The sequence below is a fragment of the Micromonospora sp. CPCC 205558 genome (assembly GCF_036902955.1).
Taxonomy (GTDB): domain Bacteria; phylum Actinomycetota; class Actinomycetes; order Mycobacteriales; family Micromonosporaceae; genus Micromonospora.
In genome coordinates, this window is record NZ_JBAKHR010000026.1 from 99,462 (window position 1) to 112,801 (window position 13,340).

Annotated in this window: 14 protein-coding genes; 5 read left to right on the forward strand and 9 right to left on the reverse strand. The window is 72.1% G+C overall.

The window, feature by feature from the left end; translation table 11 throughout:
• Positions 1-109: 109 nt before the first annotated feature.
• From V6U86_RS25640 to V6U86_RS25675, 8 genes are all read right to left on the reverse strand, one after another.
• Positions 110-997 (reverse strand): hypothetical protein, encoded by an 888-nt coding sequence (locus tag V6U86_RS25640; protein ID WP_334507355.1) that lies wholly within the window; start codon positions 995-997, stop codon positions 110-112.
• The gene (locus V6U86_RS25645) at positions 966-1,565 is read right to left on the reverse strand and encodes a DUF3618 domain-containing protein (protein WP_334507357.1); all 600 of its coding nucleotides are present in this window, start codon (positions 1,563-1,565) and stop codon (positions 966-968) included. The genes V6U86_RS25640 and V6U86_RS25645 overlap by 32 nt, the downstream gene beginning before the upstream one ends.
• 22 nt (positions 1,566-1,587) lie before the next feature.
• Entirely contained in the window at positions 1,588-1,983 is a 396-nt protein-coding gene (locus V6U86_RS25650) for a phage holin family protein (RefSeq protein ID WP_334507358.1), read from the reverse strand.
• Positions 1,980-2,618, reverse strand: a complete 639-nt coding sequence (locus V6U86_RS25655; protein WP_334507360.1) for a hypothetical protein — start codon at positions 2,616-2,618, stop codon at positions 1,980-1,982. Before V6U86_RS25655 ends, V6U86_RS25650 begins: the two co-directional genes overlap by 4 nt.
• Before the next feature lie 242 nt (positions 2,619-2,860).
• Positions 2,861-3,259, reverse strand: coding sequence for a DUF3263 domain-containing protein (locus V6U86_RS25660; RefSeq protein ID WP_334507362.1), 399 nt, complete (start codon positions 3,257-3,259; stop codon positions 2,861-2,863).
• A 110-nt stretch (positions 3,260-3,369) separates the two neighbouring features.
• Positions 3,370-4,386 (reverse strand): ABC transporter permease subunit, encoded by a 1,017-nt coding sequence (locus V6U86_RS25665; RefSeq protein ID WP_334507364.1) that lies wholly within the window; start codon positions 4,384-4,386, stop codon positions 3,370-3,372.
• Complete coding sequence (locus V6U86_RS25670; RefSeq protein ID WP_334507366.1) at positions 4,383-5,393, reverse strand: ABC transporter ATP-binding protein; 1,011 nt, start codon at positions 5,391-5,393, stop codon at positions 4,383-4,385. Before V6U86_RS25670 ends, V6U86_RS25665 begins: the two co-directional genes overlap by 4 nt.
• Positions 5,394-5,514: 121 nt before the next feature.
• Positions 5,515-6,300: a DeoR/GlpR family DNA-binding transcription regulator gene (locus V6U86_RS25675; RefSeq protein ID WP_053654382.1), complete on the reverse strand. Its 786-nt coding sequence runs from the start codon at positions 6,298-6,300 to the stop codon at positions 5,515-5,517.
• 199 nt (positions 6,301-6,499) lie between these two features.
• On the opposite strand from V6U86_RS25675, the gene V6U86_RS25680 reads away from it, so the two are divergent.
• From V6U86_RS25680 to nagA, 3 genes are all read left to right on the forward strand, one after another.
• Complete coding sequence (locus V6U86_RS25680) at positions 6,500-7,429, forward strand: SIS domain-containing protein (RefSeq protein WP_334507370.1); 930 nt, start codon at positions 6,500-6,502, stop codon at positions 7,427-7,429.
• Between the two features lie 173 nt (positions 7,430-7,602).
• Positions 7,603-8,574: an ROK family protein gene (locus tag V6U86_RS25685; protein WP_334507372.1), complete on the forward strand. Its 972-nt coding sequence runs from the start codon at positions 7,603-7,605 to the stop codon at positions 8,572-8,574.
• Positions 8,571-9,680 carry an N-acetylglucosamine-6-phosphate deacetylase gene (gene nagA / locus V6U86_RS25690; RefSeq protein ID WP_334507374.1) on the forward strand — a complete coding sequence of 370 codons (1,110 nt, stop codon included), beginning with the start codon at positions 8,571-8,573 and terminating at the stop codon, positions 9,678-9,680. The genes V6U86_RS25685 and nagA overlap by 4 nt, the downstream gene beginning before the upstream one ends.
• Positions 9,681-10,004: 324 nt before the next feature.
• Here the strand turns inward: nagA and V6U86_RS25695 are convergent, their stop codons facing one another.
• Positions 10,005-11,216, reverse strand: coding sequence for a DUF4032 domain-containing protein (locus tag V6U86_RS25695; RefSeq protein ID WP_334507376.1), 1,212 nt, complete (start codon positions 11,214-11,216; stop codon positions 10,005-10,007).
• A 132-nt stretch (positions 11,217-11,348) separates the two neighbouring features.
• On the opposite strand from V6U86_RS25695, the gene V6U86_RS25700 reads away from it, so the two are divergent.
• On the forward strand, positions 11,349-12,086 hold the full coding sequence (locus V6U86_RS25700) for a phosphatase PAP2 family protein (protein ID WP_334507413.1): 738 nt from the start codon (positions 11,349-11,351) through the stop codon (positions 12,084-12,086).
• A 9-nt stretch (positions 12,087-12,095) separates the two neighbouring features.
• Positions 12,096-13,334 carry an APC family permease gene (locus V6U86_RS25705; protein ID WP_334507378.1) on the forward strand — a complete coding sequence of 413 codons (1,239 nt, stop codon included), beginning with the start codon at positions 12,096-12,098 and terminating at the stop codon, positions 13,332-13,334.
• Positions 13,335-13,340: the final 6 nt, after the last annotated feature.

Sequence of the window (13,340 nt, forward strand, 5' to 3'; positions counted from 1 at the left end):
ATTGGCCATCCACTGGCGGTCCGGACAGCGGTACCGGCCGGTCGGGCGGCCCAGGTGTTCCACATCACGCTCCGTTGTCACCCGACCGGGTGCCGAATGCTGAAACCGCCTACCCGAACTCGCAGAACACCACCGACGCGTCGTCGGTGGACTTGTGCCGGCGCAGTCGGTCCGGGTGGTCACGCTCGGCGTCCCGCACCCGGTCGATCAGCGCGCCCGGACCGTCGACGCTCAGCAGGTCCAGCAGACCAGCCCAGTCGGTCAACTCGAACTGCTCCACCGCGCTGGACGCGCCGTCACTGAGCAGGGCCGCCCGCCGGAGCGCCCCCGGACCGTGCCGGGGCGCCGTCCCGGTCACCGCGTGGAACGCCGCGTCCGGGTCGGCAGCCGCCACCCAGTAGCCGTGGGTGCGGTTCATCCGCTCCCGCTGGACGCTCACGGCGTGCCGGAACCGGGTGACCGGGTCCGCAGTGCCGTCCGGCACGATCGCCACGGTCTCCCGCAGCTCCGTCATCGCCGTGACCAGCCGGTTGTCGGTGACCACGCTGACCTGCCCGCCGGCGTCGAGGACCAGCGGGCTGTCGCAGAGCACCAGGTAGTCCACCTGGTCGCCGCAGTCCCGCAGGAGGCAAACCGTGCTGGACGGGGTGCCCGGATGGTCGAGGTCGCACTGACCGCCGTGGTCGGCGCGCACCGCGAGGATGGCCGCGGCCAGGTTGCTGGTCAGCCGGGCGGCCGGGCGTACCGCCTCGGCGACGCCGATCCGGGCGGCGAGGTGCCGGACGTACCACTCGGGCCCGTGCACGCAGCCGGTGTCGAAACCGTCCGGGACTGTCGCGCCGTCCAGGACACCGACCAACGGGCCGAAGCGGAAGACCAGGTCCTCGTTCACCGGCCGGCCCGGGGCCGGCGCGGAGGCGGAGCGTACCCGCATCACCGGCGTCGGCCCCGGCGCATCGGTCGGGTCAGCGCTGTCGAAGGTCGTCGACGGCCGCATGCGTCTCTCCCTGCACCTGACCGGCGGCCGAACGGCCCTGGTCGCGTACCGCGGACACGCCCTGCTGGGCGCTGGACCGGACCGACTGCGCCGCCTGCTGCGCGGGCTCCCGCAGGTTGTCCTGCATCTGGTGGCCAACCTGGCTCGCCTGCTCGCGCAGCTCACCAGAGTGCTCACTCACCATGCTCCGCGCGCGCCCGGCGAGTTGTCGCTCACGTCCGCTCGGCGGGATCAGGGAGGCGGCCAGTAGACCGACTCCGAAGGCGACCAGGCCGGCGGCCATCGGGTTGCCCTGAGCCTGCTCGCGGGACTGCTGCCCGAGTGAACGGGTTTCGTTGCGTACCGAACCGGCCGCGTGCGACATCCGTTGGCCAGCCTCCTGCCCCAGGTGGTTCGAGCTGCCCATCATCTTCTCCTTCGCTCGGGTGAACGCGCCGCGGGCCTGCCCGACGCGGTCACCGGCGATCCGACGCGGGTTGACCTTGTCGGTCAGCGCGTCGACGTCACTGCTCAACTCGTTGCGGGTGGTCTCGATCTCCCGCCGGATCCGATCCGGATCACTGGACATGACCTGTTCCCTCCCGACTCGTTCACCGACCCCGCAGGGCGTCCGGTAGCTCTCGGGCAGTCTGCTTGGTCCGGGGCAGCACCGCACGAGCCCGCTTCAGCTGGGTCCGGGCGTTGATGAAGAGACCACCGGCCACGGCGGCCCAGAGGACCGCGACGATCAGCGCCGCCCACCCCTGGTCCATCGTGTTGGACAGCCCCCACCAGAGGGCGTACGACACGAAGAGCACCGCCAGGAACCCGGCCAACGCGGCGCCGCCGAACATACCGCCGGCCTTACCCGCCTGGCTGGCCTCCTCGCGCAACTCGGCCTTGGCCAGCTCGACCTCCTTGCGCACCAGAGTGGACATGTCCCGGGTCACATCGCCGATCAGATCGCCGACGGAGGCCTGGGTCCGCTCCTTCTCCGGGGCGCTCACGGTGCCACCCCGCCGGGCAGGTCCCGCGCCTGTTCACCGGCGGGCGAGACGTTCTGCGCCCGTGCCGTCCCCACGTACGGCTGCTGGCCGACGTCCGCCGGTGCGCCCTGCGCGGGTGACGCAGCACCGGGCGCGCTCGCACCCTGACCGTTGCCCGAGGCCGGCGCGGTCAGGCCACGGGTGAGCCGCCCGACCAGCAGCCCGGCCACCGCCGCCCCTGCGAGGAACGTCGCCGGATGGTGCCGCGCGTACGTGCGCACCTCGTCGAACACCTCGCCGGGTTCGCGCTCGTCGAGCCAACCGGCGGCCTGCTGGGCGGCATCGGCCGCCTTGCGTACAACTTGGCCGGCCAGCCCGGAATCGCCGTCCCGTTCGGCCATCGAACTGAGGTTCTGCCCCAGGTCACGCAGACCCTCGGCGGCCCGCCGCTGCTGCGACTGCGCCTGCTCCCGGAGCTGCCCGGTCGCCTCACCGGTCAACTGCTGGGCCTGTCGCCGCGCTTCTGCGGCCACCTGCCCACCCTGCTCAGCTGCGGTGTGGGCGACCTGACCCCCGGCCTGCGCGGCCTGCTGGCCGACGCGCGAGGCTTCCTGGCGAGCCTGCTGTCCTCTGCCGCTCTGGTTCGTTGCCGTCATACCCCGCTCCCTTCCTGGGCCCGAGGTCGCAAGCGGCCTCGGCGCGCCTCTCGCCTACCCGCCGGGCCAGCCGGCATGCGGCCGCAGTGCCGCCCGGCTGACCACCTCCGCGATCTTGCACTTGCTGTCCCGGCAAAATGCTCAAAGAACGCGAATCGACGACAGAAAGTGCAAGATCGCCGGGGCTGGGGCTGGGGCTGGGCGCCGGGGCTGGGGCGGGAACGGACGGGCCTCGCGCGGGGTCAGCGACGGCGGTTGCGGGCTCGTGAGGAGCGCAACCGGCGGAGTCGGCTGATCAGCACGGGGTCGGCGGCGAGGGCGGCCGGATTGTCCAACAGACCGTTGAGCAGCTGGTAGTACCGGGTCGACGAGATTTCGAAGGTGTCGCGGACGGCCTGCTCCTTCGCGCCGGCGTGCCGCCACCACTGCTGCTCGAAGGCGAGGATGGCCCGCTCCCGCTCGGTCAGCCCCGGCGCGGGCTCGGCGGGCTGCGCCGGCTCGCCCGCGGGGGGCACGTCGGCGGTCTCGATGGGCGGCGCCGGTCGGGGATTCGGAACGGTCGGCCCGGCAGCACCTGCGGCCTCACCCGGACGAGCGTCGATGGACGGCTCGGGGGCGGCCGGGGTGGTGTCGGCGGACATGTCGCTCAGCCTAGTCAGCTGCGACCAGGGACGCAGCAAGCGGCGCGGCCGGCCCGCACCGCCGGGAACCCCGACGGCCGGGCCGGCCGCGCCGCGTCACTTCGGTCAGGTCAGGAGATGTCGCGGCGACGCATCGCCCAGAGCGCCGCCCCGAGGATCACCACCACCCCGACCGAGAGCAGGACGGACGACTGCTGCCAGGTGATGTCCATCGTGGCCGGCTTGCACTCCCCGTAGTAGGTCGCGTTGCAGGCGTTCCAGTCCTGCAAGGTGACCGTCTTCGTCATCCAGGCCAGCGCGTACGTGGGCAACAGCCAGGCCTCGGCGAACCGCACGCCCGCCATGTCCAGCAGGATGCCCAGGCCGAACTGCCCGACCACCATCACCGCCACCACGCCACCGAGGGCCATCGCGGTGTGTCGACCCAGCGAGGCGAGGGCGAAGCCGATGGTGGTGAACACCAACACCAGCGCCACGCCGCGCAGCCCGGTCAGCACGAATGACTGCCAGACGCCAGAGGTCATCTTCTCGGTGCTGCCCCGGAACGTGGCGACCGCCCAGAACCCGGCGAACCACAGCACTGCGGCAGGAAGCGTCACCGCCAGGATGCCGGTGAGCAGCGCGGCCAGCTTGGTGAGCAGCACGGTGAGCCGCTTCGGCCGCCAGAGCAGCAGGTTCATCATGCCGCCCGTGCTCCACTCGGCGCCGACGAAGGACGCGCCGATGACGAACCCCACCAGGGCGAGGATCGCCGCGAACGGGATCAGAGTCTCGTCGAACGTCTTTCTGAAGTCGAACGTCGAGGGCAGGAACCAACTCGCCTCGATCTGCTCCCGGGGCGGGGGCGTGATCATCGAGCAGTCGTCCGGGTAGCGGCCGTCGGTCGCCGTGCCGGCCGTCTTGGCCTGCTCACACGCGGCGCGCTCCTGCTCGCTCCAGCGCACCTGCTCCTGGTACTGCTGGTCGGCCTGACGCTCGGCCTTGGCGAGCTGGCCGGCGTCGATCTTCTGGTTGGTGAAGAACACCCCGACCACCACGGCGGCCAGCACCAGCAGGCCGAGCAGTGTCATGTAGCGGGTGAAGCGCCGCTTGCTGAGCCGGCGCAGCTCCGTACGAAAGAGGCTCACGCGCCCCACCCTCCCCCGGCGGGCCCGGGCTGACCCGTGCCGCCGACCTTCATGGACTCGTCGACCTGCCGGTGCTGGCCGGGGACCGGCACGGTGGCGGTCAGTTCGAGGAAGACGCTCTCCAGATCGACGGCGATCGGCGCCAGCTCACTGACGTAGAGGTTCTTCTCGGCGAGCAGCCGGGTCACCGACGCCGGCTTGTCGACACCGGCCAGCATGAGGTGGTCCGGGTGACCGGTGACCCGGATCCCCGCCTGGGTGAGCACCTCGGTGGCCACCTGCAGGTCGCTGACCGCCTCCAGCCGGATCCGGACCGCACCGGACGAGTGCTGCGCGAGCACCTCGTCGACCGGGCCGAACGCGACCCGCCGGCCCAGCGAGATGATCGTGACCGAGTCGCAGATCAGCTGGATCTCGCCGAGGATGTGGCTGGACAGCACCACTGTCATTCCGGATTCGGCGAGGGTACGCATCAGGGTGCGCATCTCCCGGATGCCGCCCGGGTCGAGGCCGTTGGCCGGCTCGTCGAGGATGAGCAGCTTCGGGTTCTTCAGCAGGGCCGAGGCCACGGCGAGCCGCTGCTTCATACCCAGCGAGTACGTCTTGACCCGCTCGCCGGCCCGGTCGCGCAGCCCGACGAGTTCCAACACCTCGTCGACCCGGGTCGCGGGCACCTCGCCGGCACCGGCCAGCAGGGACAGCGTGTCCCGTGCCGTGAAGTGCGGGAAGAACTGCGGGCTCTCCACGATCGCGCCGACCTGACCGGCGACCGTGGGCAGCGCGTCGGGGACCTCGTGCCCGAGCAGCGCCATCCGGCCGCCGTCGGGTCGGATCAGGCCGAGCAGGGTACGCAGCGTGGTGGTCTTGCCGGACCCGTTGGGGCCCAGGAAGCCGTGCACCTGCCCCGCGTCGACCCGCATGTCGAAGCCGTCGAGCGCGTTGCGGGTGCCGCGTCGACGACTTTTGTACGTCTTACGTAGACCTTCGATCTCCAGGACAGCTGGCAAGCTGCACCTCCCCCGATGGGTGGGCGTGACAGCCGACACCATACGCGGTATGTAGGGCCGCGCAATACGCGGTATGCATCGACGCGCCGATCGGGCTAATTCATTGACGGAGCGTGACCGCTCAGGCGCAGACGACCTGGACGCCGGCAGCGCGGAACGCGTCCACCACCTCCGGCGCGGCACCGGAGTCGGTCACCAGCGTCTCCACCCGCTCGACCGGGCAGATCCGGGCGAAGGCGTGACCGCCCAGCTTGGACGAGTCCGCGATGATCACCACGCGCTTGGCGCGGGCCACCATCAGGTTGTTCATCGCCGCCTCCCCCTCATGGTGGGCGGCTGCGCCGAGCTGCGGGTCGATCGCGTCCACACCGAGCAGGGCGACGTCCAGGGTGACCTCGCGCAGCAGCGCCCCGCCCAGCGGACCGACCAGCTCGAACGACTTCGGACGCACCACCCCGCCGGCCACCACCACCTTCATCCGGGACCGGACCAGCAGCTCGTTGGCGATGTTCAGCGCGTTGGTCACCACGGTGAGCTGGGCACCCTCGGCGCTGGTGTTCAGATCCGGTCGGACGGCGAGCGCCCTCGCCACCTCGGTGCTGGTGGTGCCGCCGTTGAGGCCGACCACGGTGCCCGGCGTGACGAGCGCTGCGGCAGCCGCCCCGATCCGCTGCTTCTCGGCCGAGTGCTTGGCCGTCTTGTAGCGCAGGGGCAGGTCGTACGACACGCCGTTGGCGACCGCGCCGCCCCGGGTTCTCGTGATCATCTGCTGCTGCGCGAGCTGGTCGAAGTCACGCCGGATGGTGGCCTGCGAGACGTCCAGCCGCTCGGCCGCCGCCTCGACGCTGACCCGGCCGTTGTCGGTCAACATTTCGAGCAGGGCGTTCCATCTGGCGTACCGGTCCATCGCGGGGGCCCTCCCAGCAACTGCACGGACGGTGATTGATTGCGTGCACACTAGTGCGCGAAACTAGGCTGGCGCAAAAGACTGACCTGCGCGATCGACTGGTCGGTTGCCATGGTCACCCGCGCTCGCGCAGAATAACGCGCGAAATGCGGGTCTAACGAGCCGTATTGAGCACCGATCGGCCCTGCGAGGAGTTCCCATGGCGTACGTGGACGCGGAAATCGCGAGCCAACCCGACTGCTGGCGGGAGGCGGCCCGGCTGGCCGAGGTCGTACGCGGTGACCTGCCACGCCCCGGCGAGCGGGTCGCCGTCGTCGGTTGCGGCACGTCGTGGTTCATGGCGATGGCGTACGCGGCCCGCCGCGAGCAGGCCGGCCAGGGTGAGACCGACGCGTTCCAGGCGTCCGAGTTCCCCGCCGGCCGCCGCTACGACCGCCTGATAGCGATCACCCGTTCCGGCACCACCACCGAGGTGCTGGACCTGCTCGCCGCGCTGCGCGGGCGCACACCCACCACCGTCATCGTCGGCGACCCGGCGTCCCCGGCGGTCGAGCTGGCCACCGCCACCGTGACCATGCCCTTCGCCGACGAGCGGTCGGTGGTGCAGACCCGCTTCGCGACCACCGCGCTGGCCCTGCTCCGGGCCCAGCTCGGCGACCCGGTGACCGCGCTCGCCGCCGACGCCGAGGTGGCGGTGCGGTCCCCGCTGCCGATCGACCCGGCCACCATCGAGCAGGTCACCTTCCTCGGTCGGGGGTGGACGGTCGGGCTGGCCCAGGAAGCGGCGCTGAAGTGCCGCGAGGCGGCCACCTTCTGGGCCGAGGCGTACCCGGCGATGGACTACCGGCACGGGCCCATCTCGGTCGCCGCGCCGGGCCGGCTGGTCTGGGCGTTCGGTGAGCTCCCCGACGGGCTGCCCGAGGACGTCGCCGCCACCGGCGCGGCGTTCGTGCACAGCCGCACACACGGTTGGCGCACGGTGCTGGGCAGCTGGTCAGCCGGGCGTACGCCGGTCGACCCGATGGCCGACCTGATCCTGGCCCAACGCTTCGCGGTCGCGCTGGCGACCAGCCGGGGCCTCGACCCGGACGCGCCCCGACACCTGACCCGGTCCGTGGTGCTGGCGTGAGCGCGAGGAGTGAGCCGGGTTTGCGAGCCCCGCAGTCGCGAACCGAGCTGGCACCGTGAGCGCGAGGAGTGAGCCGGGTTTGCGAGCCCCGCAGTCGCGAACCGAGCTGGCACCGTGAGCGCGAGGAGTGAGCCGGGTTTGCGAGCCCCGCAGTCGCGAACCGAGCTGGCACCGTGAGCGACGGCGGCGTGCGCGACCGCGTGGTCGTTGCGCTGGACGTCGGGGGCACCGGCATGAAGTGCGCCCTGGTCCGACCGGACGGCGTCGTGGTACGCACCGAGCGGCACCCCACCGACGCCGCACGCGGCCCAGCCGCCGTGGTCGGCACCATCCTGGACGTGGCCGGCGGGCTGGCCGACAAGGCCCGCGCCGACGGGCTCACCCCGATCGCAGTCGGCATCGCCGTGCCCGGGGTGGTGGACGAGGCGCGCGGCGTCGCGGTCTGGTCGGCGAACGTGGGCTTCCGGGACGTACCCCTGCGGGACCTGACGGTGGCGCGGCTCGGCCTGCCGACGGCGCTCGGCCACGACGTGCGGGTCGGTGGCCTCGCCGAGGCCCGGCTCGGCGCCGGACGCGGCACCGGGCACGTGCTGTTCGTGGCGATCGGCACCGGCATCGCCGCTGCGCACGTCGTCGACGGCATGGCCGCCGTCGGGGCCAACGGCGCGGCCGGGGAGATCGGCCACATCCTGGTCCGGCCCGACGGTCCGCGCTGCGGCTGCGGCCGCCCCGGCTGCCTGGAGGCGGTCGCGTCGGCCGCCGCGATCGGCCGCCGCTACGCCGAACTCGCCGGCGAGACCACCGACGCTCCGGTGACGGTGACCGCGGCGGAGGTGGCCGAGCGGGCCGCAGCCGGCGAACCGCTCGCCGGCCAGGTCTGGCAGGAGGCGATCACTGCGCTCGCCGACGGGCTGGCCAGCGGGCAGGCGCTGTTCGACGTGGCGACGATCGTGCTCGGAGGCGGCCTGGCCCAGGCCGGGGATGGGCTGCTGACCCCGCTGCGGGCGGCGCTGCACGAACGAATGACCTTCCACCGGGAGCCGCAACTGGTCGCGGCAGCCCTCGGCGACGAGGCCGGTTGCCTCGGTGCCGCCCTGCTCGCCCTGGACGCCGTAGGTGTCCGTGACCATCAGGAGAAGCGATGACCGTACGGGTGAACGGCCGAGTGGTGACCCCGACCGGAGTCATCCGACAGGGCTGTGTCGAGTGGGACGGCGATCGGATCACAGCGGTGGCCGAGTATCCGTCGGTGCGCGACGGGCACTGGATCCTGCCCGGCTTCGTCGACATGCACACCCACGGCGGTGGCGGCCACACCTTCACCACCGGGGACGCCGGCGAGGCCCGCGCGGCGGCCGGCTTCCACCTGACCCATGGCACCACCACCCTGCTGGCCAGCCTGGTCAGCGCACCTTTTCCGCTGATGCGTACGGCCACCGAGGCGTTCGCCCCGTTGGTCGAAGAAGGCGTGTTGGCGGGGGTCCACTTCGAAGGGCCGTACCTGTCGGCCGCCCGCTGCGGCGCGCAGAACCCCGAGTACCTGCGCGACCCGTCGACCGACGAGCTGACCGAGCTGATCGAGTTGGGCCGGGGCGCGATCCGGATGGTCACCCTCGCCCCGGAGCGCGACGGCGCACTGGAGGCGATCAAGCTGCTCACCGCGCAGCGGGTGGTGGCTGCGGTGGGCCACACCGACGCCACGTACGAGCAGACCCGCGCCGCGGTCGCCGCCGGCGCCAGTGTCGGCACCCATCTGTTCAATGGGATGCGGCCGGTGCACCACCGCGAGCCGGGGCCGGTGGTGGCGCTGCTCGACGCGCCCACCGTGATCTGCGAACTGGTCGCCGACGGGGTGCACCTGCACGACGGCATGCTGACCTTCGTCACGGCGACCGCCGGCCCGGACCGCGCCGCGCTGATCACCGATGCGATGGCCGCCGCCGGAATGCCGGACGGCGAGTACGAGCTGGGCGGCCAGGCCGTCACCGTCGCCGACGGGGTGGCCCGGCTCGCCCGCGACGGCGCGATCGCCGGCAGCACGCTGACCATGGACGCCGCGCTGCGGCACGCCGTGAACGCCGGAATCCCGATCGCCGACGCCGCCCGGATGGTGGCCACCACCCCGGCGCGGGCCATCGGCCTGGGCGACCGGGTCGGGGCCCTCCAGGTGGGCCTCCGCGCCGACCTGGTGGTGCTCGACGACGACCTGAACGTGGTGCGGGTGCTGCGCGGGGGCTCCTGGGTGGAGTGACGCCGGGGCTTTCGCGCGCAGCCTGCTCCTGCTCCACATGCGGGCCAGCTCGACATGGCACCTGGAGAGCCTTTGGAGCTGAATCGTTTACGACATCAGTCTCATCGTCAGGGTGCTCAGGCCTCGCTGCCTGGCCGAACCGACGGGGCTGAATCGTTTACGACATCAGCTCCAAAGGCAGCGGTGAGATAGTCCGGTCGTCACGCCCGAGCCGACGAGGCATCGTTGTGAGCAAGCCGAACCGCCAGGCCCAGCCGAACCGCCAAGCCCCGGACCATGACAGCCCCGGACCGCCGCCGCAGCCTCGGGCGGCCAGGCTGGGTCTCAGTTCAGGCTGTCGACTTCCACGCCGAGAACGGCCTGCTCGTCGGGGCGGTGCACCAGCACGTCGGACAGGTACGACTGCACCGCGTGGCGCATCCCGACGTCCCGGCCGGCCCGCTCGGAGAGCAGCCACTTGTGCTCGATGATCTGGGCGAACAGCTCCTGCGGCTCCAGCTTGCGGCGCAGGTGCGCGGGGACAGCCCTGACCACCGGCTCGAAGACCTCGGTGAGCCAGCGGTGAGCGGCCTGCTGCTCGTCGATCAGGTCGCTCTCCGCCCGGTAGGCATCCAGGTCGTTGAGCAGCTTGCGCGCCTGGTTCTCCTCGGCGTCCAACCCGGTCAGCCGCAGCAGCCGCCGGGTGTGGTAGCCGGCGTCGACGACCTTCGGCCGGACCAGGAAACGCCCACCGTCGATTGACGACATAGCTACCTCGGCGACGTCGAAGCCCAGCTCGTTGAGGCGGCGGATCCGACCCTCGATGTCGTGCCGGGCCTCCCGCTCGATCGCCTGCTCGTAGGTGATCTCGTGCCAGAGCCGCTCGTAGCGCTGCACGACCTCCTCGCAGACCACCTCCGGGTCGATGGACTCGTGCAGCAGGCCGGCGGCCTGCAGGTCCAACGCCTCACCGAAGATGTTCACGCGGGCGATCTCCAGGTCCTCGCCGCGCTGACCGTTGGAGAGCGAGTTGTGCAGTGCGCCCGTCTCCGCGTCCACCAGGTAGGCGGCGAAGGCGCCCGCGTCCCGCCGGAACAGCGTGTTCGACAGCGAGCAGTCACCCCAGAAGAAACCGGTCAGGTGCATCCGCACGATCAGGGCGGCGAGCGCGTCGAGCAGCCGGCTCATCGTCTCCGGCCGAAGGGTGTGCGAGAAGAGCGCCCGGTACGGCAGCGAGAACTGCAGGTGCCGCGTGATCAGCACCGATTCGAGCGGCTCCCCGTCCTCGGTCTGCCGGTCGGCGACGACCGCCACCGCCTCGACCGAGGGAAAGTCGATCCGCTCCAGGGACCGGAGCAGGTCGTACTCCCGCTCGGCGATCCGCTCGCGGGTCTCCTTGAACGCGTACACGTAGTCGCCCAACCGGACGAACCGGACGATGTGCCGGGAGATGCCCTGCGGCAGCGCGACCAGGTGTTGGGCAGGCCACTCCTCCAGCGGTGTCGACCAGGGCAGGTCGAGCAGCGCCGGGTCCACGAGGGCAGACGTGATCCGCACGGGCACAAGCATGACTGGTCGCCCCCGGTATCCGCTCCTGATCGTGGTTGGGCCCACAGCGCCGCACACCCCGGCCTGGCGCCGGGCCGGTAGCGTGGTCGCGTGCTCAAACCCACAGCGGTACGACGTGACCTGCGGCTACGGCCCGTCCGCCCGGCCGGCTGGTGGTTCGACGCGCTCCTGCTCGTCGGTCTGGTCGGGTTGACGGTGGCACTCGCCGCCGATCAGCTCTTCGGATTGGACCGGGCGGTCGCCGACTGGGCCGACGGGCACCGACCGACGGTCGCCTACTGGGTGGCCCGGGTGTTCAACCTGCTCGGCCAGGGCACCCCACTGACCTTGATCGCCGCCGGGTTGGGCGTGCTGCTGGCCGTCCGGCTGCGGTCGGTGCGGCCGATCCTGCCGCCGGTGGTCGGCTTCGTGCTGACCTACCTGACGATCGGTCCGCTCAAGGTCTGGACCGCACGGGCGGCACCGAGCGCCAGCGTCAAGGAGCCCTTCCTGCCGCCCGAGCAGACCCTGCCGCTGTTCCACGACGACCTGCCGGTCCGGTTCGCCCAGTCCTACCCGTCGGGGCACGTCGCCAACGCCATCGTCTGGTACGGGGTCATCGCACTGCTGCTCGCCCCACTGGCCCGCAGCTTCAGCCGGCGCCTACCGGATCGGCTGGTCACCGTGATCCGCATCGTGCCACCGCTGGTCGTCCTCACCACCACCACCTACCTGGGCTGGCACTGGCTGACCGACTCGGTGGCCGGGCTGCTGCTGGGCCTTCTCCTGGACCGGCTGCTGCACCGGGTGCCGTGGGACGATCTGCCGCTCCCCGGCCGGCTACGCGCATGGGACCGGCCGTTCACCTCGTACCCCTAGGGTTTGGTCGTGGATCGACTGGCGCGGCGGCTGGGCGTACCCGATGCGGTTGTCATCGGGTTGGGCTCGATGCTCGGCGCGGGCATCTTCGTGGTCTTCGGCCCGGCCGTGGCGGCGGCCGGCGGCGCCGGCCTGCTGCCCGCGCTGGTGCTGGCGGGTTTCGTCGCCTTCTGCAACGCGACCAGCTCGGCGCGGCTCGCGGCCCGTTACCCGGAGTCCGGCGGCACCTACGTCTACGGGCGGGAGCGTCTCGGGCCGTTCGCCGGGTTCCTGGCCGGCTGGGGCTTCGTGGTCGGCAAGACGGCGAGCTGCGCGGCGATGGCGTTGACCATCGGGGCGTACCTGTGGCCGGGCCAGGCCCGGCTGGTCGCCGCCGCCGCGGTGCTCGCGGTGACCGCGGTGAACCTGCGCGGCATCGGCAAGACCGCAGCCGTGACCAGGGCGCTGGTCGCGCTGGTGCTCGCGGTGCTGGCCCTCGTCACGATCGTCGGCCTGCTGGGCGGGCCGGTGCACCTGAGCCGGCTCGGCGAGCCCGGCGGCTCGGCGCGGGGTGTGCTCACCGCAGCCGGGTTGCTGTTCTTCGCCTTCGCCGGGTACGCCCGGATCGCCACGCTCGGCGAGGAGGTCCGCGACCCGCAGCGGACCATTCCGCGCGCGCTGCCGCTGGCGCTCGGGGTGGTGCTCGTGATCTACCTGGTGCTGGCCGTGGTCACGCTCGGCGTGCTCGGCGCCGACCGGCTGGCCGATTCCGCCGCGCCCCTGGTCGACGTGGTGACCACCGCCGGTCTGCCCGGCCTGGCGTGGGTGGTCCGCGCCGGTGCCACGGTCGCGGTCGTCGGGGTGCTGCTGTCCCTGGTCGCCGGGGTCGGTCGGACCACCCTCGCCATGGCCCGCCGCCGTGACCTGCCCGCCCCGCTGGCCGCCGTGCACCAGGTGCACCAGGTGCCGCACCGGGCCGAGTTGGCGGTCGCCGCCGTGGTGATCCTGCTGGTGCTGCTCGGCGACGTACGGCAGGCGATCGGGTTCTCCAGCTGCACAGTGCTCGTCTACTACGCGATCACCAACGCGGCGGCGCTCACCCTGGGCCGGGACCCGGACCGGCGGTTGCCGGTCCGGGTGCTCGCTGGCCTCGGTCTCTTCGGTTGTCTACTGCTGGCGGTCAACCTGCCGCTGGGCAGCGTTCTCGCCGGCTTCGGTGTGCTCGCCGTCGGCGCCGCCGCGTACGCGCTGCGGGCCGCCCACCGTTGAGCCCGG